The 24,813-nt window shown below is 67.9% G+C and carries 19 protein-coding genes; 7 read left to right on the top strand and 12 right to left on the bottom strand.

Features of this window, described 5'->3' with window-relative positions:
• The first annotated feature begins 170 nt into the window (after nucleotides 1-170).
• The gene (locus tag ABZT04_RS41295; RefSeq protein WP_356064557.1) at nucleotides 171-2,288 is read left to right on the top strand and encodes a prolyl oligopeptidase family serine peptidase; all 2,118 of its coding nucleotides are present in this window, start codon (nucleotides 171-173) and stop codon (nucleotides 2,286-2,288) included.
• A 150-nt stretch (nucleotides 2,289-2,438) separates the two neighbouring features.
• On the opposite strand, the gene ABZT04_RS41290 is transcribed toward ABZT04_RS41295, so the two are convergent.
• The 6 genes from ABZT04_RS41290 to ABZT04_RS41265 all read right to left on the bottom strand — a co-directional run bounded on the left by ABZT04_RS41290 (nucleotide 2,439) and on the right by ABZT04_RS41265 (nucleotide 8,572).
• Nucleotides 2,439-3,512, bottom strand: a complete 1,074-nt coding sequence (locus tag ABZT04_RS41290) for a dipeptide ABC transporter ATP-binding protein (RefSeq protein WP_356064555.1) — start codon at nucleotides 3,510-3,512, stop codon at nucleotides 2,439-2,441.
• Nucleotides 3,505-4,479 carry an ABC transporter ATP-binding protein gene (locus ABZT04_RS41285; protein WP_356064553.1) on the bottom strand — a complete coding sequence of 325 codons (975 nt, stop codon included), beginning with the start codon at nucleotides 4,477-4,479 and terminating at the stop codon, nucleotides 3,505-3,507. Before ABZT04_RS41285 ends, ABZT04_RS41290 begins: the two co-directional genes overlap by 8 nt.
• Nucleotides 4,480-4,487: 8 nt before the next feature.
• A complete protein-coding gene (locus ABZT04_RS41280) occupies nucleotides 4,488-4,625 on the bottom strand; it encodes a hypothetical protein (protein WP_356064551.1) in 138 nt (45 codons plus the stop codon).
• 409 nt (nucleotides 4,626-5,034) lie between these two features.
• Entirely contained in the window at nucleotides 5,035-6,015 is a 981-nt protein-coding gene (locus tag ABZT04_RS41275; RefSeq protein ID WP_356064549.1) for an ABC transporter permease, read from the bottom strand.
• On the bottom strand, nucleotides 6,008-6,931 hold the full coding sequence (locus ABZT04_RS41270; RefSeq protein ID WP_356064546.1) for an ABC transporter permease: 924 nt from the start codon (nucleotides 6,929-6,931) through the stop codon (nucleotides 6,008-6,010). The genes ABZT04_RS41275 and ABZT04_RS41270 overlap by 8 nt, the downstream gene beginning before the upstream one ends.
• Nucleotides 6,932-6,937: 6 nt before the next feature.
• The gene (locus tag ABZT04_RS41265) at nucleotides 6,938-8,572 is read right to left on the bottom strand and encodes an ABC transporter substrate-binding protein (protein ID WP_356064543.1); all 1,635 of its coding nucleotides are present in this window, start codon (nucleotides 8,570-8,572) and stop codon (nucleotides 6,938-6,940) included.
• A gap of 333 nt (nucleotides 8,573-8,905) precedes the next feature.
• Between ABZT04_RS41265 and ABZT04_RS41260 the strand changes: the two genes are divergently transcribed.
• The 6 genes from ABZT04_RS41260 to ABZT04_RS41235 all read left to right on the top strand — a co-directional run bounded on the left by ABZT04_RS41260 (nucleotide 8,906) and on the right by ABZT04_RS41235 (nucleotide 15,644).
• Nucleotides 8,906-10,774 carry an ABC transporter substrate-binding protein gene (locus tag ABZT04_RS41260; RefSeq protein WP_356064541.1) on the top strand — a complete coding sequence of 623 codons (1,869 nt, stop codon included), beginning with the start codon at nucleotides 8,906-8,908 and terminating at the stop codon, nucleotides 10,772-10,774.
• A gap of 42 nt (nucleotides 10,775-10,816) precedes the next feature.
• Nucleotides 10,817-11,884, top strand: a complete 1,068-nt coding sequence (locus tag ABZT04_RS41255; protein ID WP_356064538.1) for an ABC transporter permease — start codon at nucleotides 10,817-10,819, stop codon at nucleotides 11,882-11,884.
• On the top strand, nucleotides 11,881-12,804 hold the full coding sequence (locus ABZT04_RS41250) for an ABC transporter permease (protein ID WP_356064535.1): 924 nt from the start codon (nucleotides 11,881-11,883) through the stop codon (nucleotides 12,802-12,804). The genes ABZT04_RS41255 and ABZT04_RS41250 overlap by 4 nt, the downstream gene beginning before the upstream one ends.
• The gene (locus ABZT04_RS41245) at nucleotides 12,801-13,799 is read left to right on the top strand and encodes an ABC transporter ATP-binding protein (RefSeq protein ID WP_356064533.1); all 999 of its coding nucleotides are present in this window, start codon (nucleotides 12,801-12,803) and stop codon (nucleotides 13,797-13,799) included. Before ABZT04_RS41250 ends, ABZT04_RS41245 begins: the two co-directional genes overlap by 4 nt.
• Nucleotides 13,796-14,794 carry an ABC transporter ATP-binding protein gene (locus ABZT04_RS41240; RefSeq protein WP_356064529.1) on the top strand — a complete coding sequence of 333 codons (999 nt, stop codon included), beginning with the start codon at nucleotides 13,796-13,798 and terminating at the stop codon, nucleotides 14,792-14,794. Before ABZT04_RS41245 ends, ABZT04_RS41240 begins: the two co-directional genes overlap by 4 nt.
• Before the next feature lie 64 nt (nucleotides 14,795-14,858).
• Nucleotides 14,859-15,644 carry an alpha/beta hydrolase gene (locus ABZT04_RS41235; protein ID WP_356064526.1) on the top strand — a complete coding sequence of 262 codons (786 nt, stop codon included), beginning with the start codon at nucleotides 14,859-14,861 and terminating at the stop codon, nucleotides 15,642-15,644.
• A gap of 142 nt (nucleotides 15,645-15,786) precedes the next feature.
• Here ABZT04_RS41235 and ABZT04_RS41230 read toward each other — a convergent pair whose 3' ends face one another.
• The 6 genes from ABZT04_RS41230 to typA all read right to left on the bottom strand — a co-directional run bounded on the left by ABZT04_RS41230 (nucleotide 15,787) and on the right by typA (nucleotide 24,179).
• Complete coding sequence (locus tag ABZT04_RS41230; protein ID WP_356064523.1) at nucleotides 15,787-16,935, bottom strand: dipeptide ABC transporter ATP-binding protein; 1,149 nt, start codon at nucleotides 16,933-16,935, stop codon at nucleotides 15,787-15,789.
• Nucleotides 16,928-17,983 carry an ABC transporter ATP-binding protein gene (locus tag ABZT04_RS41225; protein WP_356064602.1) on the bottom strand — a complete coding sequence of 352 codons (1,056 nt, stop codon included), beginning with the start codon at nucleotides 17,981-17,983 and terminating at the stop codon, nucleotides 16,928-16,930. Before ABZT04_RS41225 ends, ABZT04_RS41230 begins: the two co-directional genes overlap by 8 nt.
• Nucleotides 17,984-18,000: 17 nt before the next feature.
• The gene (locus tag ABZT04_RS41220) at nucleotides 18,001-18,939 is read right to left on the bottom strand and encodes an ABC transporter permease (protein WP_356064521.1); all 939 of its coding nucleotides are present in this window, start codon (nucleotides 18,937-18,939) and stop codon (nucleotides 18,001-18,003) included.
• Nucleotides 18,932-19,858 (bottom strand): ABC transporter permease, encoded by a 927-nt coding sequence (locus ABZT04_RS41215; RefSeq protein WP_356064518.1) that lies wholly within the window; start codon nucleotides 19,856-19,858, stop codon nucleotides 18,932-18,934. Before ABZT04_RS41215 ends, ABZT04_RS41220 begins: the two co-directional genes overlap by 8 nt.
• A gap of 149 nt (nucleotides 19,859-20,007) precedes the next feature.
• Nucleotides 20,008-21,630, bottom strand: a complete 1,623-nt coding sequence (locus tag ABZT04_RS41210) for an ABC transporter substrate-binding protein (protein ID WP_356064516.1) — start codon at nucleotides 21,628-21,630, stop codon at nucleotides 20,008-20,010.
• A 641-nt stretch (nucleotides 21,631-22,271) separates the two neighbouring features.
• The gene (typA, locus tag ABZT04_RS41205) at nucleotides 22,272-24,179 is read right to left on the bottom strand and encodes a translational GTPase TypA (protein WP_356064514.1); all 1,908 of its coding nucleotides are present in this window, start codon (nucleotides 24,177-24,179) and stop codon (nucleotides 22,272-22,274) included.
• Between the last annotated feature and the right edge of the window lie 634 nt (nucleotides 24,180-24,813).

Below are 24,813 nucleotides of genomic sequence, written 5' to 3'. Positions count from 1 at the left end.
GGGGGTCGGACTATGGGGGCAATGGATCCATGGAGTGGATCCGTAGAGCAAATCCATACAGCAGCCAGCAGGTTGATACCCACCCAGCGCTAGTGATCATAACTATCCGCGCTCGCGCATCGCTCGGCGCACAGCCGCACAAGGGGGCGCATGGCCAATATGGTCGGGGGATGACGACCGAGGCTGACTCCTTCCCCCGACGGCACGCCCGTACCCAGCGGTTCACGCTCGGCGCGCCGCGCGCGTTCACCGTGGCGCCCGACGGTTCCCGGGTCGTGTTCCTGCGCTCCGCCTCCGGCACGGACCGGGCGAACGCGCTGTGGGTCCTCGATCCGGCGGGCGGCGAGGAGCGCGTGGCGGCCGACCCGCGCGCCCTCCTGGGCGGCGCCTCGGAGCGCCTCTCGCCCGAGGAGCGGGCGCGCCGCGAACGCACCCGTGAGGGCGGTGCCGGGATCGTCGGCTACGCCACCGACAGCGCCGTGGAGTTGGCGTCTTTCGCGTTGTCAGGGCGGCTTTTCACGGCCGACCTGGAGGCGGGCACGGCACGTGAACTCCCCGTCCCCGGACCGGTGATCGACCCCCGCCCCGCCCCCGACGGACGGCACATCGCCTACGTCACCGGCGGCGCCCTGCGGGTCGTAGGGGCCGAGGGCGACGGTGACCGGGCGCTGGCCGAGCCGGAGTCGGAACAAGTCACCTATGGGCTGGCCGAGTTCATCGCGGCCGAGGAGATGAGCCGTACCCGCGGCTTCTGGTGGGCGCCGGACTCGGAGCATCTGCTGGTCGCGCGCGCGGACGACACTCCGGTGCGGCGCTGGTGGATCGCCGATCCGGCCCACCCCGAGCGCGAGCCGCAGCGGGTGGCGTATCCGGCGGCGGGCACGGCCAACGCGGAGGTCCGGCTGTACGTGGTCGGTCTGGACGGGGTGCGCGCGGAGGTCGTCTGGGACCGGGCGCGTTACCCGTATCTGGCGCGAGTGCACTGGTCAGAGGCGGGGGCGCCGCTGCTGCTGGTGCAGGCCCGGGACCAGCGCAGCCAATTGTTCCTGGCCGTGGAGCCGGACTCCGGGGCGACCCGGATGGTGCACGCCGACGAAGATCCAGTTTGGCTTGATCTTTTCCCTGGTGTGCCCTGCTGGAGCCCTTCGGGACGACTTGTGCGGATCGCGGACGAGGGCGGCGCCCGGGTGCTCGCGGTGGGTGAACGCCTGCTCACAGGGCCGCAGTTGCACGTACGCGCCGTCCTGGACGTCTCGGACGACAGCGTGCTGGTCTCGGCCTCGGCGGGCGAGGACGCGCCCGCCCCGGAGACCGGTGAGGTGCACGTCTACCGGGTGAACGAACTCGGCCTGGAGCGTCTCTCGCAGGAGCCCGGCGTGCACTCGGCGGTACGCGCCGGGGGCGTGACGGTCCTGGTGTCGGCGACACCGGGGCGGCCGGGCACCCAGGTTCAGGTCCTGCGCCAGGGCAGGAAGACGGTGACGGTCGCTTCGTACGCCGAAGATCCAGGTATGTCCCCGCGCATCACGTTCACCGAGGGGGGCGCACGCCGCGTCCCGTGCGCCCTGCTTATGCCACGCGACTACGACGGCGAGAATCCGCTGCCCGTTCTGATGGATCCCTACGGCGGTCCGCACGGCCCCCGCGTGGTCGCCGCACACAACGCGCACCTCACGTCCCAGTGGTTCGCCGACCAGGGTTTCGCGGTGCTCGTCGCCGACGGCCGCGGCACCCCCGGCCGCTCACCGGCCTGGGAGAAGGCCGTCCACCGCGACTTCACGGTCTCCCTGGACGACCAGATCGACGCCCTCCAGGACCTCGCGAAGAGCCATCCGCTCGACCTCTCCCGGGTGGCCATCCGCGGTTGGTCGTACGGCGGTTGGCTCGCGGGGCTCGCCGTGCTGCGCCGCCCGGACGTCTTCCACGCGGGCATCGCGGGCGCCCCGGTCACCGACTGGCGGCTCTACGACACCCACTACACGGAGCGGTATCTCGGCGACCCGGCCGCGGACCCGGAGTCGTACGCGAAGAGCGGTCTCGTCACCGACGAGGGGCTGTCCTCGCCTGCCGACCCGCACCGCCCACTGATGATCGTGCACGGCCTCGCCGACGACAACGTCGTGGTCGCGCACGCCCTGCGACTGTCCTCCGCGCTGCTGGCCGCCGGCCGCCCGCACGAGGTGCTGCCGCTGTCCGGGGTGACGCACATGACCCCGCAGGAACAGGTCGCCGAGAACCTGCTGCTGCTCCAAGTCGACTTCCTGAAGCGGGCGTTGGGCCTGGTCTAGGTACGGCAACGGACCGGGGCGACATGGCGCGCCCCGGTCCGTTTACGGCACCCGCACGGCCGTACGTCATTCAGATTGACGCGTCCGTATATCGAGATCGGGTCGGTCGAGTTGCCTGCGTGTTAACGCGTTTGATGCCTGTTTGTGTTGTTATTCCGCCTCATTCCCAAGATCGTCCCGGGGCGCTTCCGTTGGTACGACCGTCTTCTCCTCGGCGAAGTGACAGGCCGAGTCGTGCGCGGCGGGCCCGGTCACGAGCCGGAACTCGGCCGGTACCGCGAGCAGCGGCACCTCCAGCGCACACCGTTCCTGCGCCTTCCAGCAGCGGGTACGGAAGCGGCACCCGGACGGGATGTTCGTCGGGGACGGCACGTCGCCCGCCAGGATGATCCGCTCCCGGTGCTCGCGCGCGTCCGGGTCGGGCACGGGTACGGCGGAGAGCAGGGCCTGGGTGTAGGGGTGCGTCGGGTGGTCGTAGATCTCGGCGTCCCTGCCGATCTCCACGATCCGGCCGAGGTACATGACCCCGACCCGGTCCGAGATGTGCCGGACGATCGACAGGTCGTGCGCGATGAAGATGTACGACAGGTCGAACTCGTCCTGGAGCCGGTCGAGGAGGTTGATCACCTGGGCCTGCACGGAGACGTCGAGCGCGGAGACGGGTTCGTCGGCCACGATGACCTCGGGGCGCAGCGCCAACCCCCGTGCGATGCCGATGCGTTGGCGCTGGCCGCCGGAGAACTGGTGCGGATACCGGTTGATGTACTCGGGGTTGAGCCCGACCACGTCCAGCAGATCCTGAACCCGCTTGCGCCGGTCGCCCTTCGGCGCCGCCTCGGGATGGATCTCGTACGGCTCCCCGATGATGTCGCCGACGGTCATGCGGGGGTTGAGCGAGGTGTACGGGTCCTGGAACACCATCTGGATGTTGCGCCGCGCGGCCTTGAGCGCACGGCCCGACATACGGCTGATGTCCTCGCCCTTGAACTTGATCGACCCGTCCGTCGGCCGTTCAAGGTTGACCAGCATCTTGGCGACGGTCGACTTGCCGCACCCGGACTCCCCGACGATGCCGAGGGTCTCTCCCCTGTTGAGCGTGAAGTCCACACCGTCGACGGCCTTGACGGCACCGACCTGTTTCTTGAACAGAATGCCCTGGGTCAACGGGTAGTGCTTGACCAGTCCACTGACTTCCAGGATCGGCTCAACCGTTGACTCAACCATTGAGGCACTCCCTCCAGAAGTGGCAGGCGCTGCCCCGGTGTTCGTCCACGTCGTAGAGGGGTGGTTCGTCCGTCCGGCACACATCCTGGGCCATCGGGCAGCGGGGGTTGAAGGCGCAGCCGGGCGGGATGTGCATGAGGTTCGGCGGGAGGCCCTTGATGGCGTAGAGCTCCTGCCCCTTCTGGTCCAGGCGGGGGATCGAGTCCAACAGACCGCGCGTATACGGATGTGCCGGGGCCTTGTAGATGTCATGGACCGGGGCCGACTCGACGATCCGCCCGGCGTACATCACGGCGATCTTGTCGGCGACGTCGGCGACGACTCCGAGGTCGTGGGTGATGAGGATGAGCCCCATGTGCAGCTCGCGCTGCAACTCGGCGAGCAGGTCCATGACTTGGGCCTGGACGGTGACGTCGAGGGCGGTGGTGGGTTCGTCGGCGATGATCAGCGCCGGCTCCAGGGCGAGCGCCATGGCGATCATGATGCGCTGGCGCATACCGCCGGAGAACTGGTGGGGGTAGTCGCGGACGCGTTCCTTGGCGGCCGGGATCCGTACCCGCTCCATCAGCTCGACCGCCTTGGCGCGGGCGTCCTTGCGGGACATCCCCCGGTGCACGATGAACATCTCGCCGAGCTGGTCGCCCACGGAGAGCACGGGGTTGAGCGAGGACAGCGCGTCCTGGAAGATCATCGCCATCTCGGCGCCGCGGACCTTGCGCCGCTCGTCCTCCTTGAACTTGAGCAGATCCTGCCCCCGGAACAGGATTTCCCCACCGGTGATCTTCCCTGGCGGCACATCGAGGATCCCCATGACGGCCTGCGCGGTCACGGACTTCCCGGACCCCGACTCCCCCAGCACGGCGAGGGTCTCCCCCGCGTCCACGCTGTAATTGACCCCGTTGACAGCCTTGGCGACCCCGTCCCTGGTCCTGAACTCCACGTGCAGATCCCGCACTTCGAGCAACATGACGCCGATCACCTCACCTTCGGATCAGAGACGCCGCACACCGCGCCGCCGAACATGACGAACACGAACCGGGCGGCCGGGGCGAACAGCGCACCCGGCCCGCTCGGCAGCCCCCGCCGCAGACCACGCGCTTGCAGCGTCAGCACGCCATCACCTCGCCTTCGGATCCGAGGGCGTCGCGCATCGCGTCGCCGGGCACGAGGAAGGCGGGGACGGGGACCGCAGGCACAACCGAGGCACAACGCGCAGCCGGTGCAGACGGCGCTCCCACGGCCACCCCACCGGCGGCCCGTGCCCAAGTTCCGGCCAGGCTCCGCAACCCCACAGGTACTCGGACCAGCCGCAGCCCACTCACTTCCACCACCCTCACGCCATCGGCGTCGCGAGCCGCGCCGCCGAGCGGAGAGAACGCGGACACGGGGACCGCAGACGCCCCAGGCGACCGGGCGGACGGGACCGATGGCGACGGCACACCCGCGTCTCTCGCCCAACCGCCTGCGGGAACCGGGCCCAACCATCGACCGCTCACCTCACACCCGCTCAAAAACACACCCCTCACCTCAACTTCGGATCAAGGGCATCCCGCACCGCGTCGCCCAGCATGATGAACGCCAGGACGGTGATCGCCAGGGCTCCGGCCGGCCAGAGGAGCATGTGGGGGGCGTTGCGGATGTAGGCGGAGGCCGCGGAGATGTCGATGCCCCAGCTGACCGTGGGGGGCTTCAGGCCCACGCCGAGGTAGGACAGGGTCGCCTCCAGGGAGATGTAGGTGCCCAGGGCGATGGTCGCGACGACGATCACCGGGGCTACCGCGTTCGGGGTGATGTGCCGTAGCAGGAGGCGGGAGTTGGAGGCGCCGAGGGCTCGGGCGGCCTGGACGTAGTCGTTCTGTTTGGCGGTGATGACCGAGCCGCGGGCGATGCGGGAGATCTGCGGCCAGCCGAGCAGCACCATGAAGCCGATGACCGGCCAGACCGTGTTGCTGGTGACCACCGACAGCAGGACCAGGCCGCCCAGGACTACCGGGATCGCGAAGAAGATGTCCGTGAGGCGGGAGAGGAGCGAGTCCCAGGCCCCGCCGAAGAACCCGGCGAGGCCCCCCAGCACCGACCCGAAGAGCGCGACGCCCAGCGTGGCGAGGACGCCCACCGTGACGGACGTACGGGTGCCGTAGACCGTGCGCGTGTAGACGTCGCAGCCCTGACCGTCGTAGCCGAAGGGATGGCCCGGCTGGGAGCCCTCCTGGGCCTTCGCGAGGTCGCACTTGAGGGGGTTGCCCGAGGCGATCAGCGAGGGCCAGAGGGAGATGACGATCAGGAAGAGGATCACGAGCGCGGAGATGATGAAGACGGGGTTGCGGCGCAGGTCTCGCCACGCGTCGGACCAGAGGGAGCGGGGCCGCTCCGCCGGGCCGGTGCCCTCCGGGCCGCCCGGGGTCCGCTCCAGGGTCTCCGCCTCGCTCGTGGCGAGGTCCATCGCCCCGCCCATGCCGGTCCCGGCGATGGCGCGATCCTGCTCGAACGGCTGCTCAGGCATAGCGGATCCTCGGGTCGAGTACGGCGTACAGGAGGTCGACGAGGAGGTTGGCGACCAGGAAGACGAGGACGAGGATCGTCACGAAGCCGACGACGGTCTGCGTGTTCTGGCGGACGATCCCCTGGTAGAGCTGGAAGCCGACGCCGTGGATGTTGAAGATCCGCTCGGTGACGATCGCGCCGCCCATCAGGGCGCCGATGTCGGTGCCGATGAAGGTGACCACGGGGATGAGCGAGTTGCGCAGCAGGTGCCGGACGATCACCCGGCGCCTCGGCAGGCCCTTCGCGACGGCCGTACGGACGTAGTCGGAGCGCTTGTTCTCCGCGATGGAGGTGCGCGTCAGCCGGGTCACGTACGCGAGGGAGACCGAGGCGAGGACGAGACCGGGGACGATCAGCTCGCTGAAGGTGGCGTCCGTTGAGACGGACGGTTTGATCCAGCCCCACTCGACACCGAGCAGCAGTTGCAGCAGCAGACCGGTGACGAAGGTGGGGACGGAGATGACGACGAGGGTGAGCAGCAGCACGCTGGTGTCGATCGGGCGGCCGCGCCGAAGGCCGGTGATGACGCCCAGCGCGATGCCGACGACGACCTCGATGACGATCGCCACGAGGGTCAGCCGGATGGTGACGGGGAACGCGGTCGCCATCAGCTCGGTGACCTTCTGGCCGTTGAACGCCGTCCCGAAGTCACCGGTGAAGACGTTCCCCATGTAGGTCAGGTACTGCTGCCACACGGGCTTGTCGAGGCCGAACTCGCGCTTGAGCTGGGCGGCCGTCGCCGGGTCGCACTGCCGGTCGCCGCAGAGGCCCGCGATGGGGTCGCCCATCACGTTCACCATCAGGAAGATCAGCAGTGTGGCGCCGATGAAGACCGGGATCATCTGCAGCAGCCGCCGGACGACGTACCGCCCCATCGCGGGTCAGCCGACCTTGATCTCGTTGTAGACCGGGACGCTGAACGGGTTGAGCGCCACGTTGGAGAGCCGGTCGGAGTAGCCCGCGCTGCCGTTCTGGTACCAGAGCGGGATGGCGGCCATGTTGTCCCGTACGACACCCTCGGCCTGTTGGAAGAGCTTGATCGCCTTGGCGGTGTCGGTCTCCGCGTTGGCCTGGTTGACGAGTTTGTCGAAGTCCTTGTTGGACCACTGGCCGTCGTTCGAGGAGGCGTTGGTGTAGTAGAGCGGCTGGAGGAAGTTCTGGATGAGCGGGTAGTCCATCTGCCAGCCGGCCCGGAACGGCCCCGTCATCTTGTGCTGGCCGATCTGGTTGCGGAAGTCCGCGAAGGTGCCGACCGGGTTGCCGACGCATGCCTTGTCGTTGCCGAGCGCGTTGTTGATGGAGTTGCACACGGCGTCCACCCATTCCTTGTGCGAGCCCGTGTCCGCGTTGTACGTGATCTTGACCTGCCCGCCGGGAATCCCGCCGCCCTCCTGGACGAGCTTCTTCGCCTCGGTCGGGTTGTACTTGCAGGCGTCCCCGCACAGCCCGTCCTGGAAGCCGCCCGCGGTGCCGAGCACCGGGGAGGTCCAGTCGGTGGCCGGGGTGCGGGTCTTCTGGAAGATCGTGTTGGTGATCTGGTCCCGGTTGATGGCCATGGACAGCCCCGTGCGGACCTTCTCCGAGCCGCTCTTGTTCCAGTTCTTGTCGTAGTACGGGAACGCGAGCGTCTGGATGATCCCGGCGGGCGTGTTGATGTAACGACCACCGAGGTCGTTCTTGACGTTCTTGAGTTGAGCCGCCGGGACATCGTCGACCAGATCAAGGTTGCCGGCCATCAGGTCGGTGTAGGCGGTGTTGTTGTCCGTGTAGACCTTGAGGGTCACGCCACCGTTCTGGGCCTTGTCCGCACCGGTGTAGCCGTCCCACTTCTTGAGCTGCATCTGCGAGCCCTTGGTGTACGACTCGATGGCGTACGGCCCGTTGCCCACCGGCTTCTTCAGCCAGGCGGCGTGGTCGGAGAAGAACGTCGACGGCAGCGGGGAGTAGGCCGCGTAGCCGAGGGTGTCGGGGAAGGTCGAGAACTTCTGGGTGAGCTTGATGGTGAAGGTGTTGGTGCCCGTCACCTTGAGCCCGCTGAGGGTGTCGGCGGACTGTGAGCCGCTGTCGGGGTGGACCTTGTCGTAGCCCTCGATGTATCCGAAGAAGTACGCGTTCTTCTGGTTGTTCTTGAGGCTGGCACCGTAGTTCCAGGCGTCGACGAACGACTTCGCGGTCACCGCCTCGCCGTTGCTGAACTTCCAGCCGCTCTTCACCGTAACCGTGAAGTTCTGCGAATCCGTGGTCTCGATCTTGTCGGCGAGCATGTCCGCGGCCTTGCCGGTCTTCGGGTCGTAGCGCTTGAGACCGCGGAAGACCATGTCGAGGACCTTGCCGCCCTGCACCTCGTTGGTGTTGGCCGGCTCCAGCGGGTTCTGGGGGTCGCCCCAGGAGGCACTGAGGACCGCGCTGCCGTCACCGCCGCCGCCGCTGCCGCTGCTCCCGCCCCCACAGGCGGTCGCCGCGAGGGCTACCGCCGCCGCGCAAGCGGCCCATTTGGCGTGCGTGGCTCCACGCATCGAGTGCCTCCTCGGGAAAGCCGATCCAGATCAATCCGTTATCGGCAAATATCCGCACAAAAGGTTCAGAGTGCACACGCAGCCACCCGAATGCAGCACAGGCCGCGCGGAGTAGGGGTGAAGCCACCTGGCCCTGAGTGTCACGCCGCACCGCCAAGTCCCCACCAGGCACGCTTCAGTGGTTTGGACCAATAAACCTCCGATCGGGCCGTCAACTCCCCGTTTCCGCAGGCCACATGGGCTTTCAGGCACCGTTGACGGGTGCCGACCGCCGCTGATAGACACACTCTTCAACCCAGCCGGCGTCACCTGGTCAAGCGCGAGGTCAGGACCATGAGCACTCAGGACCGAAACGGCACAGAACAGTCGCACCCGAGAAGACCGCGACTCCTCTTACGCCGGCTGTCCGCCGCCGTTGCCTCCGCCCTGGCAGTCTCGGCGGCTCTCGCCACCCCCCTCAACCCGGCACCGCATCAGGCCGCGGCCACGGAGGGGGACAAGGTCCTCACCGTCGCGGTCGCACAGAGCGTGGACTCCCTGAGCCCCTTCCTGGCGAGCCGTCTGGTCAGCACCACCATTCACCGGCTGATGTACGACTACCTGACCAACTACGACCCCAAGGATGCTCACGTCGTCCCGGGGCTGGCCACCGCCTGGAAGCCGTCGCCGGACAAGCTGACCTGGACGTACACGATCCGCTCCGACTCCAAGTGGTCCGACGGACAGAAGGCCACCGCCGAGGACGCGGCGTGGACGTTCAACAAGATGATGACCGATCCGGGCGCCGCCACCGCCAACGGCAGCTTCGTCACCAACTTCGATAAGGTCACCGCCCCGAGCCCCACCCGGCTGGTCATCCAGCTGAAGAAGCCGCAGGCGACGATGACCGCGCTCGACGTGCCGATCGTGCCCAAACACATCTGGGAGAAGGTCGGCGACCTCTCGAAGTTCAACAACGACAAGAGCTTCCCGATCGTCGGGAACGGACCGTTCGTCCTCACCGACTACAAGGCCGACAGCTACGTCCGGCTCAAGGCCAACAAGACCTTCTGGCGCGGGGCGCCGAAGTTCGACGAGCTGGTCTTCCGCTACTACAAGGACCAGGACGCGGCCGTGGCCGCACTGCGCAAGGGCGAGGTCTCCTTCGTCGCCGGCTCCCCGTCCCTGACACCCGCGCAGGCCGCGTCCCTCAAGGGCGAGAAAGACATCAAGGTCAACGACGCACCCGGCCGCCGCTTCTACGCCCTGGCCACCAACCCGGGCGCGCAGGCCAAGAACGGCAAGCACTTCGGCGACGGCGACCCCTCGCTGCTGGACGAGCGCGTGCGGCACGCGCTGTTCATGGCGGTCGACCGGGCGACCCTCGTCGACAAGGTGTTCCAGGGTCACGCCGTCGAGGGCGAGGGCTACATCCCGCCCCGCTTCTCGTCGTACTTCTGGAAGCCCTCGGCGAGCCAGGAACTCGCCTACGACCCGGCGAAGGCGGCCCAACTCCTCGACGAGGCGGGCTACAAGAAGAACAGCGACGGCAAACGGGTCGGCAAGGACGGCAAGCCGATCACCTACCGCCTGCTGTGCCACGCCACCGACCCCAACGACAAGGCGGTCGGCCAGTACCTCAAGGAGTGGTGGGGCAAACTCGGCATCGGCGTAACGCTCGACTGCCTGGACAACGTGACCGACCCCTGGCTCGCGGGCAAGTACGACCTCGCCTTCGACGGCTGGTCCGTCAACCCCGACCCGGACTTCGTGCTGTCCATCCACACCTGTGCGGCCCTTCCGGCCACACCCAAGGACATCGGCGCGACCGACAACTTCATCTGCGACAAGACGTACGACAAGCTCTACGCCCAGCAGCTCGCCGAGTACGACCCGGCCAAACGGACGGCCATCGTCAAGCAGATGGAGTCACGGCTGTACGACCTGGGGTACATGAACGTCATGGCGTACCCGAACGCCGTCGAGGCCTACCGCACCGACCAGATCAAGTCCATCGAGACGATGCCCAGCGCCGCGGGCAACATCTACGGCCAGGACGGCTACTGGAGCTGGTGGTCCGCGGTTCCCGCGACCTCCGACGGCTCGTCCGGCGGGCTCTCGGGCGGTGCGATCACCGGTATCGCCATCGGGGGCGTGGTCCTCGTGGGCGCGGTGTTCCTGTTCGCGATGCGCCGTCGTGCCACCGCCGAGGACCGGGAGTAGCCGTGCGACGACCCGCGACAGCGCGGCACAGGACGGGCGTTCATGGCAACTGACGCCACGTCCGCGCCGGTCGACCCGGCCGTGGGCCCGGCATCCGCCGGACCCGCGAACCGCGGACAGCGGGCGGGCACCTGGAGCACATATGTCCGGTACGGCGCCGGCAAGCTGGGCGGTGCCGTCGTCTCGCTGCTCGCCGTCCTGGTCACCGGCTTCTTCCTGTTCCGGTTGATCCCGGGCGACCCGGTCAAGACCATGACCGGCGGCCGACCGATCTCGGCCGGTCAACTGGCCACCTACCGACGGGAGTTCGGACTCGATCTGCCGCTGTGGCAGCAGTTCACGGACTACTGCGGCAAGGCACTCACCGGTGACCTCGGGACCTCGTACCAGTTCCGGGCGCCCGTCATCGACAAGATCACCGAAGCGCTGCCGAACACCCTGCTGCTCACCGGTACGGCCTTCCTGCTGTACACCGCGCTCGGCATGTTCCTCGGCACACGCTCGGCGTGGCGCCACGGAGGCCTCTCCGACCGGCTGAACACCGGTCTGGCGCTGACCCTCTACTCCGTTCCGTCGTTCTGGCTCGGCCTGCTGCTGATCATCGTGTTCTCCGTGGGCGTGGGACCGATCCCCGGGCTCTTCCCGACCGGGGGCATGGAGTCCGGCGGCAAGGAGGGCCTCGCCTACGTGCTCGACGTCGCCCATCACCTCGTGCTCCCGGTGGTCACCCTGGTCGCGGTCGAGTACGGGCAGACGCTGCTGGTCACCCGCTCGGCGCTGCTCGACGAGATGGGCAGCGACTATCTGACGACCGCGCGCGCCAAGGGCCTCAGGGACGACCTGGTCCGCCGCCGGCACGCCGTCCCGAACGCGTTGCTCCCCACCGTCACTCTCGTCTTCGTCAACCTCGGCCGTACGGTCGCGGGGGTGATCCTGGTGGAGACGGTCTTCTCCTGGCCCGGCCTGGGCGGGCTGTTCTACCAGGCTCTGAGCGTCCCCGATCTGCCCCTGGTCCAGGGGCTGTTCCTCTTCTTCGCCGCGGCGGTGATCGTCATGAACACACTGGCGGACCTGGTCTATCCGCTGCTCGACCCCAGGGTCGGCCGATGACCACCGAAGCCACTCCCCCGGCCGCCCAAGCGGGCCCGCGGTCGCTCGCCCGGCAGCGCCGCCGCCGGTCCGTCGTGCGGTTCTGGACGCGGTACCGCACCCATCGCGCCGGGCTGGTGGGCCTGGCCGCACTCGCCCTGTTCGCGCTCGTCGCGCTCACCGCACCGCTGACGGTCGGCTCCGACGTGTCCAGCGTGACCGACGCACCGGGCCGTCCGCTGGAGAGTCCGAGCGGGCAATTCCCGCTGGGCACCGACCAGTTCGGGCGGAATCTGCTGGGCCTCGTGGTGTGGGGATCGCGGGTCTCACTGCTCGTCGGGCTCCTCGCGGCCGTGCTGTCGGTGGCCATCGGCGCCGTGGTCGGGATCACCGCCGGGCACTTCCGCGGCCCGTACGCGACCGTGATGATGCGGATCACCGACTGGTTCCTGGTCATGCCGACGCTGGTGCTGGCCATCGCCCTCGCCACCGTCATGTCCCGTTCGCTCGGCACGGTGGTACTGGCGATCGGCGTGACCGCATGGCCGACCACGGCCCGGCTGGTGCGTGCGCAGACGCTGGCGGTGGAGTCACGGCCGTACATCGAACGGGCCAAGGCCCTCGGCGGCGGGCACTGGCATGTCATGACCCGGCACGTGCTGCCCAATGTGATGCCGCTGATCCTCGCCCAGACCACCTTGATGATCTCCTCCTCGGTGCTCGCCGAGGCGACGCTGGCCTTCCTCGGCCTCGGCGATCCGACGGTCATCTCGTGGGGAGGGCTGCTGCAGGACGCGCGCGAGGCGGGCGCGGTCAGTGCCGGCGACTGGTGGTACCTGGTGCCGCCCGGCATCGCGATCGCGCTGGTCGCGGTGGCGTTCACGCTGTGCGGGCGGGCCGTGGAGTCGGTGCTCAATCCGAGGCTGGGGGTGGCCCGTTGACGCTCCTCGAGGTCCGGGACCTGACCGTGACCTACGGCAACGGGGCCGCCGCCGTACGCGGTGTGGACCTGTCCCTGGAGGCCGGCCGCAAGCTCGGCATCGCGGGCGAGTCCGGCTGCGGCAAGTCCACGCTGGCGCTGGCCCTGCTGCGGCTGCTGCCGCCCGGCACCCGGGTCGGCGGGGAGATCCTGCTCGACGGGGAGGATGTCCTGACCATGAAGTGGGGGCAGGTCCGCGCGGTGCGCTGGGCGGGCGCCTCGATCGTCTTCCAGGGGGCCATGCACTCGCTCAACCCCGTGCACCGCGTCGGCGACCAGATCACCGAGCCGATCCTGCTGCACGGCAGGGCGACCCCGGCGGCGGCGAAGAAGCGGACCGGCGAGCTCCTTGAGCAGGTGGGTCTGCCGGTCGCGCGCTCGCGGGCGTACCCGCACGAACTCTCCGGCGGGCAGCGCCAGCGCGTCATGATCGCCATGGCGCTGGCCTGCGACCCGCGGCTCGTCATCGCCGACGAGCCGACCACCGCCCTGGACGTGATGATCCAGGCGCAGATCCTCCGGCTGATCGAACAGCTCGTCGCCGAGCAGGAGTTGGGCCTGATCATGATCAGCCACGACCTGGCCGTGCTCGCCGACACCTGCGACCGGCTGGCGGTGATGTACGCGGGCAGGGTGGTCGAGGAGGGCCCCGCACGAACGGTGTACGAGGACGCCCTGCACCCGTACGGCAACGCCCTCTCGGCGGCGTTCCCACGCATCGGCGACCCGGCCTCCCGGTTCGCCCCGCGCGGCCTGGCGGGTGACCCGCCCGATCCGTCGGATCTGCCCTCCGGCTGCTCCTTCCACCCGCGCTGTCCGGTGGCCCTGGACGAGTGTGCCACCGAGGACCAGACCCTCCGGGACGCGGGACGGGGACGGCGAGCGGCCTGCGTGCACGTGGAGCCGGCGATCCCCGGCCCGGCCACCGCGGCCGAGGACGCGAGGAGCACCACATGACCACGACACCCGCGCCGCAGCCGCTCCTGAGTGCGCGGGGCCTGCACGTGACCTTTGCCGGACGCCGCGGCGCCCCGCCCGCCCGGGCCGTGGACGGCGTCGGACTCGATATCGGCGTCGGGGAGATCGTGGCCCTCGTCGGCGAGTCCGGCTGCGGCAAGACGACACTGGCGCGCTCGCTGCTCGGTCTGGTCCCGCCGACCGCGGGCAGCGTCCACTTCGACGGAAAGCCGCTGGAGTACACGTCCCGGGCGCTGAAGGCCTACCGCAGGCGCGCCCAGCTGGTCCTGCAGGATCCGAGCGGATCACTCAATCCCCGGCACACGGTGTACGAGGCGGTGGCCGAGGGACTGCGGATCCACGGGCACCCGGGAGACGAGCGGGCGGCGGTCGCCGAGGCCCTGTCCCGGGCGGGGCTGCGGCCGCCCGAGCGCTTCTTCCTCCGTTACCCGCACGAGCTGTCCGGCGGCCAGCGTCAACGAGTCGTCATCGCGGGCGCGTTGGTCCTGGAGCCCGCACTCATCGTCGCCGACGAGCCGGTGGCCTCGCTCGACGCCTCCGTACGCGGCGAGATCCTCGCCCTGCTGCTGCGCCTGCGCACCGAGCTGGGCCTGGCCGCACTGGTGGTGACCCATGATCTGGGCCTGGCGTGGAACATCGCCGACCGGGTCGCGGTGATGTATCTGGGCCGGATCGTGGAGACGGGCACGGTGGAGCGGGTCCTGACGGCGCCCCGACACCCGTACACACAGGCGCTGTTGTCGGTTCTCCCCGAAGCTCCGGGCGACCCGGTGGTGCTGACCGGCGAACCGCCGGACCCGTCCCGCATCCCCTCCGGCTGCCGTTTCCACGCCCGCTGCCAGGTGCTGGCGAGCGGGGAGGCGGAGCGGGCGGGAGTGGCGGACGCATGCCGGAATCAGGACCTGAAGGTGCTGGACGGGGGCGGCGAGGGACAGGTGGCCTGCCACTGGGCTCAGGCACGGATCAGCACGTGAGAAGTCACCTTCCGGCATCGCTAATGCAGTGGCCCGTACGGTGCTGACCTGGAAGTATCCGCGCATGGACATCCTTGCCGACGACCTCGGTCACCTTTCTTACACCGTCACCGGCGAAGGCTCGCCCGTGGTACTCATACACGCCGGCGTCGCCGACCATCGTATGTGGGACGCGGTCGTGCCCGCCCTCGCGGAGCAGCACACCGTCATCCGCTACGACCTGCGCGGCTTCGGCGAGTCCGCACCCCCGGCCGGTCCGTTCACTGAGACCGATGACCTGTGCCGCCTCCTGGACCATCTCGGGCACGAAGGAGTCCGGCTCGTCGGCGCGTCCTGGGGTGGCCGGGTGGCCGTGAACTTCGTTCTCGCCCACCCGGGCCGAGTACAGTCCCTGACCCTGCTCGCCCCGCCGTGGCCCGGCTATGACTGGTCGGCGGACATGGTCGTGTACGACGAGGCCGAAACGGCGGCCCTGGCCGCGGGCGACCTGGACACCGCAGTCCGCGTGAACCTGGACATGTGGCTGCGCGGACCGGGCCGCGGCTGGGAAGACGTCGCCCCGGGACTGGCCGAACAACTCCGGACCCCGATGCGGACGTCGCTGGTGAACCAGGACACCGTCGGAGAGCACTCCCAGGGCGGCGCAGAAGGCGACATCGCCACGATCGCTGTTCCCACGCTGGTTGGAATCGGCCGCCTCGACGTCGCCGACTTCCAGGACATCGCCCGCCGGTACGCCACCGAGATCCCCGGCGCCGACCTGGTCGAGTTCCCCACCGCGGCACACCTCATCGCGCTGGACGCACCCGCTGAACTCGCCGCGGTGCTCAAGCAGTTCCTCGCCCGCTGACGCAGTGACGGCAGACGGCCAAAGAGCGGCGTTCAGCCGTGTGCGGGGAAGCGCCGGCCAGGCGTCAAGACGCGGCCGTTTCACCCACGCCGGTTCCCGGCACCGTAGGACAGTGCCGGGAACCAGAGGCCGTACGTACGGATCAGACCGCGTGCACCACGTCCTTCTCCTCGGCGAAATGGCACGCCGAGTCGTGGGCCACCGGGCCGTCGGAGTCCTTGAAGCGCTCCGGGATCGCGAGCAGCGGAACCTCCTCGGCGCACTTGTCCTGGGCCTTCCAGCAGCGGGTGCGGAAGCGGCAGCCGGACGGCGGGTTGGCCGGGGAGGGCACGTCGCCCGTCAGGATGATCCGCTCGCGGTGCTCACGGGCCTCCGGGTCCGGCACCGGGACCGCGGACAGCAGCGCCTGGGTGTAGGGGTGCGTCGGGTGCTCGTAGATCTGCTCGTCGGTGCCGATCTCGGCCATCTTGCCGAGGTACATCACCCCGACCCGGTCCGAGATGTGCCGGACGATCGACAGGTCGTGGGCGATGAAGATGTAGGAGAGGTTGAACTCGTCCTGCAGCCGCGCCATCAGGTTGATGACCTGTGCCTGGACCGACACGTCGAGCGCGGAGACCGGCTCGTCGCAGATGATGACCTCGGGATTGAGCGCGAGCCCGCGGGCGATGCCGATGCGCTGGCGCTGACCGCCGGAGAACTGGTGCGGGTAGCGGTTGATGTACTCCGGGTTGAGGCCTACGACGTCCAGGAGTTCCTGCACCTTGCGGCGACGGTCGCCTTTCGGTGCGACCTCCGGGTGGATGTCGAAGGGCTCACCGATGATGTCGCCCACCGTCATACGGGGGTTGAGCGAGGTGTACGGGTCCTGGAAGATCATCTGGATGTTCCGGCGGACGGCCTTGAGCGCCTTGCCGGACAGCTTGGTGATGTCCTGGCCCTTGTAGAAGACCTCGCCGGCCGTCGGTTTCTCCAGGCTCATCAGGAGCTTGGCCACCGTCGACTTGCCACAGCCGGACTCGCCCACGATGCCCAGGGTCTCGCCCTGGTGCAGGTCGAAGGAGATGCCGTCGACGGCTTGCACCGCGCCGACCTGGCGTTTGATGACGATCCCCTGTGTCAGCGGGAAGTGTTTGACGAGGTTGCGCACCTGAAGGATCGGCTCACCCCTGTCGACGGTCACGTCGAGAGCGGCGACCGCCTCCTCCTCCGAGTGCACCTCGGCCACATCCACGTCGGAGACGTGCGCCACCGCGTCCTTGGGCTCGTCGGCCTTGGTCGGGTCAGCCATGGATCGTCTCCTTCCAGAAGTGGCACGCGCTGGCGCGGCCGGGCAGTTCCGCTCCGTCCGGCTCGGTCACCGGGACCAGCGGCGGAAGCTCCGTACGGCAGATGTCCTGCGCCTTCTCGCAACGCGGGTTGAAGGCACAACCCGAGGGCACCTTCAGCAGGTTGGGCGGCAGGCCCTTGATCGCGTACAGCTCCTGGCCCTTCTGGTCCAGGCGCGGGATGGAGTCCAGCAGACCCCGGGTGTAGGGGTGCGCCGGGCGCTTGTACAGCTCGTGCACCGGTGCCGTCTCCACGATGCGGCCCGCGTACATCACCGCGATCTTGTCGGCGACGTCCGCGACCACGCCGAGGTCGTGGGTGATGAGGATGAGCCCCATCTGGTACTCGCGCTGCAACTCCGCGAGCAGGTCCATGACCTGGGCCTGGACGGTCACGTCGAGGGCCGTGGTCGGCTCGTCGGCGATGATCAGGTCCGGCTCCAGGGCGAGCGCCATGGCGATCATGATGCGCTGGCGCATACCGCCGGAGAACTGGTGCGGGTAGTCGTTCACGCGCGCCGCGGCGGCCGGGATCTTCACCCGGTCCATCAGCTCGATGGCCTTCGCCTTGGCCTGCTTGCGGGACATGCCCTGGTGCACGCGGAACATCTCGCCGAGCTGGAACCCCACGCTGAGTACGGGGTTGAGCGAGGACAGCGCGTCCTGGAAGATCATCGCGATCCGGGCGCCGCGCAGCTTGCGCCGCTCCTCGCCGCCCATGGTGAGCATGTCCTGGCCGTAGAAGCGGATCTCGCCCTGCGGAATGCGGGCGGGTGGCATGTCGAGGATGCCCATGATCGCCTGCGCGGTCACGGACTTGCCGGAGCCGGACTCGCCGAGCACGGCGAGCGTCTCCCCGGAGTTCACGGAGTAGTTGACACCGTTGACGGCCTTGACCACACCCTCGCGGGTCTGGAACTCGACGTGCAGATCGCGCACTTCGAGCAGTGGGCCGGTTTTCTCTTCGTCGCCGGGGCGCTGGCCCGGAATGGCGTCCGTCGGGTCGATGATGGTCACGTACGCCTCCCTCAGCGTGACTTGGGGTCGAAGGCGTCGCGGACCACGTCGCCGAGCACGATGAATGCCAACACGGTGATGCTCAGTGCACCGGCCGGGAACAGCAGGGCGTGCGGGTTGGTCAGGAACCGGTCCTGGGCATCACTGATCATGACGCCCCAGGAGATGTTCGGGGGCTGGATGCCGATACCCAGGTAGGACAGGGCGGCCTCGGCGGAGATATAGACACCGAGGTTCATCGTGGTGATGACGATGACGGGGGCGAGCGTGTTCGGCAGGATGTGCCGGAACGCGATCCGCCAGGAGTCCGCGCCGAGTGCACGGGCGGCCGTCACGTAGTCGTTGTACTTGTTGGAGATGACCTCGCCGCGCATGATCCGGAAGACCTGCGGCCAGCCGAGGATCGCCATGATGAAGGAGACGGTCCACACGTCGCCGCCGCCCCAGATCGACATGATCAGCAGACCGCCGATGATCAGCGGCAGAGCGGAGAAGACCTCGGTGATACGGGACAGCAGCGCGTCGATCCAGCCGCCGAGCAGACCGGCCAGCATGCCGAGCAGACCACCCATCAGCGTGGTGGCCAGGGTCGTCACCACACCGACGACGATCGAGTTGCGAGTGCCGTACACGGTCCGCGTGTAGATGTCGCAGCCCTGCACGTCGAAACCGAACAAGTGCCCGGAAGACGGCCCGTTCATGGAGTTCTGCAGCTGGCAGAACCCGTCCGAGTACGGGGAGCGGTCGGTGAACAGGCTGGGCGCGATCGCCAGGGCGAGCAGGCACACGATGATGAAGGCCGTCACGAGGAACATGGGGCGCTTGCGCAGGTCCGTCCAACCGTCCTTGAGCAGGCTCGCCTGCCGGGACGCGGCCTTCTCCTCGGCCTCGATCTCCTTGGCTATGGCGGCCTCGTCGGTGGTGGGCCTTTCTATCGTCTTCTCACTCATAACGGATCCTCGGGTCGAGCACGGCGTACATCAGGTCTACGAGGAGGTTGGCGACCAGGTAGATCAGTACCAGCAGGGTCACCAGACCGACGACGACCGGCCGCTCGCGCAGATAGACGGACTGGGCCAACTGACCACCGATACCGGGCATGTTGAACACACGCTCGGTGATGATGGCACCACCCATGAGAGCACCGAGGTCGAACCCCAGGAAGGTGACGACCGGGATCAGGGAGTTGCGCAGCGCATGCACGCCGATGACCCGCCGCTGCGGAAGGCCCTTGGCGATCGCCGTACGGACGTAGTCGGCACGGACGGACTCCCCCATGCTCGTACGGACGAGCCGGGAGATGTACGCCATCGAGGTGGAGGCGAGCACGATGGCCGGCAGGATGTAGCTCTGCGGCCAGCCCTTCTCGATGCCGGCGACCGGCGTGATCTTCAGCTTCACGCCGAACTCGAGCTGGAGCACGCTGCCGAGCACGAAGACCGGGATCGAGATCAGCACCAGTGTCGAGACCAGCACGAGGTTGTCGATGAACTTGCCCTTCCTCAGGGCGGAGAAGATGCCGGCGACAATGCCGATCCCGGCCTCGATGGCGAACGCCGTCAGCCCCAGTTTCAGGGTGATGGGGAAGCGCTCGGAGACGATCTCGGAGATGGCACGTCCGTTGTACGTCTCGCCGAGGTCACCGGTGAAGACGCCGCTGATGTAGTGCCAGTACTGCTGGTACAGCGGCTCGTTGAGGTGATAGTGGTCACGGAGGATCGCTGCGATGTTCGGGTCGGCGCGCTTCTCGCCGGCCAGTGCCTGGATCGGGTCGCCGGGCAGAGCGAAGACCAGGCAGAAGATGATGAACGTGACGCCTATCACCACAGGGATCACCTGCAGAAGACGGCGCACGACGTATCGGCCCATGGGTACTCCAGAGGGGGGTGCTCGATCCGACCGCGACCGAGGGGGACGGGGCGGCCGGACAGGGAGACGGCAGCAGGAGTGAGCAGGGGGAAGGCCAGCCTTCCCCCTGCTCACCCCGTAACGCTGTGTCAGGACTGCTCAGAACCTGGTCAGCTGAGCTTGACCGTGTCCCACAGGATCTGGTGACCGGCGATCTTCAGCGACTTGATCTTGTCGCTGAAGCCGGTGTTCAAGGTGTAGAAGTACACCGGGATGTACGGCATGTCCTTGAGGATCACGTCGTCGGCCTGCTGGTACTTCTTGATGGCTTCCTCGTGCGTCGCCGCCTGGTCACCCTGGACGAGCAGCTTCTCGAAGTTCTCGTTCACGTAGCCGGCGTAGTTCGAGCCGTTGGTGATGGCTTCCTTCGAGAAGATCGGACGGAGGTAGTTCTCCATGTCCGGGTAGTCCATGTTCCAGCCCATGCGGAACGCGCCCTGGTACTTCTTGGCATCCAGGTCGTTCAGGATGGTCTGGAACTGCTCGAAGGGCTTGGCCGTGACCTTGATGCCCAGGTTCTGCTGGATCTGGTTGGCGACCGCGGTGACCCAGGCCTTGTGGTCACCGTCGGCGTTGTAGCCGATCTCCAGCGTGTTGCCGGGCAGCCCGCCGCTCTTCTTGTAGAGCTCCTTGGCCTTCGCCGGGTTGAGGGTGCAGGCGTCGCCGCAGGCCCCCTTGCGGTAGCCGTCGATGATGGGGCTGATGAAGTCGTCCGCGGGCGTACGGGCGCCGAGGAAGATCTTCGAGGCGATCGTCTTGCGGTCGATCGACATGGAGATGGCGTTGCGCAGGTCCGCGTTTTGGAAGGCCTTGTTGTACTTGATCGGGAAGCCGATGTAACCGACCCCGGAGTCGGCCGTGTCCATGTAGTGGCCCGGCAGGTCCTTGTGGTACGTCGGCAGACCCGAGTTGGGGATCGTCAGCAGGGTGTCGAGGTTGCCGGCGACGAGGTCCTTGTACGCGGTGTCAAGGTTCGAGTAAATCCTGAAGTTGACGCCCTTGACCTCGATGTTCGAGGCGTCCGGGTACTTGTCGTACTTCACGACACTGATCGACTCGTTGTGCTTGAACGTGCCGCTCATCTTGAATGGGCCGTTGCCGATCGGGGCCTCGCCAAATCCCTTGGGGTCCTTGAAGAACGCCTTGGGCAGCGGGACGAACGCGGTGAAGGAGAGCTGCGAGGGGAACGCCGAGAACGCGCCGCTCAGGGTGATCTGGAGCGTGTTGTCGTCGACGGCCTTCAGACCCGACATCTTGTCGGTCGTCGGCTTCTTGCCCTCACCCGGGTTCAGGTCGCTGTAGCCCTGGATGTGGCTGAACAGCGGGTTGGTCTGCTGGGCGTTGGTCTGGTTGGCGCCGTAGTTCCAGGCGTCGATGAAGGACTGGGAAGTGACCTTCTCGCCATTGTGGAACGTGTAGCCCGACTTGAGCTTGATCGTCCAGACCTTGTTGTCCTTGGATTCGATCGACTCGGCCATGGCGTTGACGACCTTGTTGTCGGCGTCAAGCTTGGTCAGACCCGTGAAGAGGGCGTTGATGACCTGGCCGCCCTCGGTCTCGTACGTGTTGGTGGGAACCAGGCTGTTCTGCGGTTCGCCGATCTCCACCGACACGACGCCGTTGCCCTTGCCGCCGCCAGAGCTGCTGTCGTCACCGCCGCCGCCACAGGCCGTTGCGCCCAGCGCCACAACTGCGGCTATCGCAACCCACTTGGCGCTCTTGGCACCACGCATGGGGGCTCCTCCTCATGAGTCCAATGGTTCATCACCTGGGAGAGCGCATGACACATCACCGTCACCGGTGCCTGAAATGGTCAAGTGCTCCCCGCGCTCGATGAGTCGCCGCCTACAGCGAGTGACCCGTGATCCGAGCTCTACGCGCCTAACTATCTGCCATGAGGCGGGACCGAGCCATATTCACAAGGTCTCGGTTCGATCACACCTCGCGCGTACATCTTCCAAAATCCGGACAAAGGGTTTGGTGAAAGATGCCTGCGAAACGGACTTGTTACACACCTATCGGGCTTGAATGTCCGCATGCCGAACGCGATGGGCGTGAAAAATGAGTTGCGGTTTCGCGGCCACTGCGCATTCGACACGCCTGGACGCCGGGAGAGTTCGACCGGCGCCGCACAGGGCATGGACAGGATCGCACCAACGGCAGAGTAGTGCTGATCGGCGGGGCTGTGCGGGTTCCTGACAAGGACGAGGGATAACCCTGTATTCGGCCATTCCTCGGTGACCACGGGGGTCGACATAGCGCAAGCGCGAGGGCCGTCCCTGGAGAGGGATCAGCCGGCCCGCGCCGAAAGGCTGAGCCCGGGTGCCCCCAAGATGGGGGCACCCGGGCTCAGTTGGCCGGTTCCAGCCGAAGGTCAGCCGTGCTTGGCGCGGCTCGCGGAGCGGCCGCGCTCCTTCTGGTCGAGGACGACCTTACGGATGCGAACGGCCTCCGGGGTCACCTCGACGCACTCGTCGTCGCGGCAGAACTCCAGGGACTGCTCCAGGGAGAGCTTGCGCGGCGGCACGATCGCCTCGAACGAGTCGGCGGCGGCCGACCGCATGTTGGTGAGCTTCTTCTCCTTGGTGATGTTCACGTCCATGTCGTCGGCGCGGGAGTTCTCGCCGACGATCATGCCCTCGTACACCTCGGTGCCGGGGTCGGTGAACAGCACACCGCGCTCCTGGAGGTTCGTCATCGCGAACGCGGTGACGGCACCGGCGCGGTCGGCCACCAGCGAACCGTTGTTACGGGTCGTCAGGGTGCCGAACCACGGCTCGTGGCCCTCGTGGATGGAGTGCGCGATGCCCGTGCCGCGCGTGCCCGTCAGGAACTCGGTACGGAAGCCGATGAGACCGCGGGAGGGGACGACGAACTCCAGCCGGACCCAACCCGAGCCGTGGTTCGACATGTTGTCCATCCGGCCCTTGCGGACACCCATGAGCTGCGTGACCGCGCCCATGTGCTCCTCGGGCACGTCGATCGTCATGCGCTCGACCGGCTCGTGCACCTTGCCGTCGATCATCTGCGTGACGACCTGCGGCTTGCCGATGGTCAGCTCGAAGCCCTCGCGGCGCATCTGCTCGACCAGGATGGCCAGCGCCAGCTCACCGCGGCCCTGCACCTCCCAGGCGTCGGGGCGCTCGGTGTCCAGCACGCGCAGCGAGACGTTACCGATCAGCTCGCGGTCCAGACGGTCCTTGACCTGACGGGCGGTGACCTTGCGGTCCTTGACGGCGGCCTTCGCGGAGGCGCCCTTGCCGGTGCCGCCGCGGCCGACCAGCGGCGAGGTGTTCGTACCGATGGTCATCGAGATGGCCGGCTCGTCGACCGTGATCAGTGGCAGCGCGATCGGGTTCTCGGGGTCGGCGAGGGTCTCGCCGATCATGATGTCCGGGATACCGGCCACGGCGCAGATGTCACCGGGGCCCGCCATCTCGGCCGGCTTGCGGGTGAGCGCCTCGGTCATCAGCAGCTCGGTGATGCGCACGTTGGACATGGTGCCGTCGCGCTTGATCCACGTGACGGTCTGGCCCTTGCGCAGCTCGCCCTGCTCGACACGGAGCAGCGCGATACGGCCGAGGAAGTTGTCCGCGTCCAGGTTGGTGACGTGCGCCTGGAGCGGGGCGGTCTCGTCGTAGGACGGGGCCGGGACGGACTGGAGGATCGTGGTGAAGAACGGCTCCAGGTTGTCGCTGTCCTGCGGGACGGTGCCGTCCACGGGCTTGGTCAGCGAGGCGACACCGTCGCGCGCACACGCGTAGACGATGGGGAACTCGATCTGCTCCTCGTCCGCGTCCAGGTCCAGGAAGAGGTCGTAGGTCTCGTTGACGACCTCGTCGATCCTGGAGTCCGCGCGGTCCGTCTTGTTGATGCACAGGATGACGGGCAGGCGCTGCTGGAGCGCCTTGCGCAGCACGAAGCGGGTCTGGGGCAGCGGGCCCTCGGAGGCGTCGACGAGCAGCACCACCGCGTCCACCATCGACAGACCGCGCTCGACCTCGCCACCGAAGTCGGCGTGGCCCGGGGTGTCGATGATGTTGATGGTGATGACGTCGCCGCCATCTTTCGGGTGGTACTTGACGGCCGTGTTCTTGGCCAGGATCGTGATGCCCTTCTCACGCTCCAGATCGTTCGAGTCCATCATGCGGTCGTCGAGCGATTCGGCGGCGTGCGCGGCGAAGGCACCGGCCTGCTTCAGCATGGCGTCGACGAGGGTCGTCTTCCCGTGGTCGACGTGGGCGACGATGGCGACGTTGCGGATGTCGTGGCGCGTGGCCATATTGCGGCGTACTCCCGGAGAGTGAGGAAGGCCTGCGCGTACGTCTGTGTTACGCGGACCCTGCCGGGCTGGACACGCCACGGCCTTACCCCATCGTACGTGGCGTACGGGGAAGGAGCCTCCGCAGGGCCTTACGGGCGGGGGCGAGAGGGATCAGCCCGGCTCCCCCTCCACCGAACCGGCCGGACACAGACGCAGCCCCGCGGCACGCCCGGCGCCGTCGTCCGAGGGCTCGGAGCAGGGCAGGAATCCCTCACCGCCGGTTTCCCAGGTCCGGACACGGCCCCGCACCGGCGCGTTGTACCCACAGGTGCGAGTGAAGTGCGCCTCAACCAGGCCAGGGGCTCGTCCGTCTTCAGCCGCTCGCCCAGCGCCTCGATCACGCCGGCCGCGCCGACGTCCTTGGGCACGGGCGATACGGCGACCCGGTGGAAGGTGTCGTCGACGGGCTCGAGGGTGGACTCGTAGTGCTCGGTCCCTTCGGGGAAGGTGACCGAGTCGGCGAGCGCGGTCAGCTCCATCACGGCCACCACCGCACCCCGACCTCGCACAACCCGCCCCCGTACGACGGCCGCCGCCCTCGAAGGCGTCACCAAGACCATGTGAAGCGCTTTCTCGTTCTTCTGTCAGAAGC

Origin of the sequence: Streptomyces sp. NPDC005492 (genome assembly GCF_040605995.1) — a bacterium.
Taxonomy (GTDB): domain Bacteria; phylum Actinomycetota; class Actinomycetes; order Streptomycetales; family Streptomycetaceae; genus Streptomyces.
Note: the sequence above shows the minus strand (reverse complement) of the source record. Positions and strands in the feature narration are given on the sequence as shown.

Coding starts and splice junctions, on each gene's coding strand:
- ABZT04_RS41230 (WP_356064523.1), bottom strand. CDS start 16,935: ATGGCTGACCCGACCAAGGCCGACGAGCCCAAGGACGCGGTGGCGCAC.
- typA (WP_356064514.1), bottom strand. CDS start 24,179: ATGGCCACGCGCCACGACATCCGCAACGTCGCCATCGTCGCCCACGTC.
- ABZT04_RS41210 (WP_356064516.1), bottom strand. CDS start 21,630: ATGCGTGGTGCCAAGAGCGCCAAGTGGGTTGCGATAGCCGCAGTTGTG.
- ABZT04_RS41255 (WP_356064538.1), top strand. CDS start 10,817: ATGGCAACTGACGCCACGTCCGCGCCGGTCGACCCGGCCGTGGGCCCG.
- ABZT04_RS41290 (WP_356064555.1), bottom strand. CDS start 3,512: ATGGTTGAGTCAACGGTTGAGCCGATCCTGGAAGTCAGTGGACTGGTC.
- ABZT04_RS41215 (WP_356064518.1), bottom strand. CDS start 19,858: ATGGGCCGATACGTCGTGCGCCGTCTTCTGCAGGTGATCCCTGTGGTG.
- ABZT04_RS41235 (WP_356064526.1), top strand. CDS start 14,859: ATGGACATCCTTGCCGACGACCTCGGTCACCTTTCTTACACCGTCACC.
- ABZT04_RS41275 (WP_356064549.1), bottom strand. CDS start 6,015: ATGCCTGAGCAGCCGTTCGAGCAGGATCGCGCCATCGCCGGGACCGGC.
- ABZT04_RS41265 (WP_356064543.1), bottom strand. CDS start 8,572: ATGCGTGGAGCCACGCACGCCAAATGGGCCGCTTGCGCGGCGGCGGTA.
- ABZT04_RS41285 (WP_356064553.1), bottom strand. CDS start 4,479: ATGTTGCTCGAAGTGCGGGATCTGCACGTGGAGTTCAGGACCAGGGAC.
- ABZT04_RS41260 (WP_356064541.1), top strand. CDS start 8,906: ATGAGCACTCAGGACCGAAACGGCACAGAACAGTCGCACCCGAGAAGA.
- ABZT04_RS41295 (WP_356064557.1), top strand. CDS start 171: ATGACGACCGAGGCTGACTCCTTCCCCCGACGGCACGCCCGTACCCAG.
- ABZT04_RS41220 (WP_356064521.1), bottom strand. CDS start 18,939: ATGAGTGAGAAGACGATAGAAAGGCCCACCACCGACGAGGCCGCCATA.
- ABZT04_RS41240 (WP_356064529.1), top strand. CDS start 13,796: ATGACCACGACACCCGCGCCGCAGCCGCTCCTGAGTGCGCGGGGCCTG.
- ABZT04_RS41270 (WP_356064546.1), bottom strand. CDS start 6,931: ATGGGGCGGTACGTCGTCCGGCGGCTGCTGCAGATGATCCCGGTCTTC.
- ABZT04_RS41250 (WP_356064535.1), top strand. CDS start 11,881: ATGACCACCGAAGCCACTCCCCCGGCCGCCCAAGCGGGCCCGCGGTCG.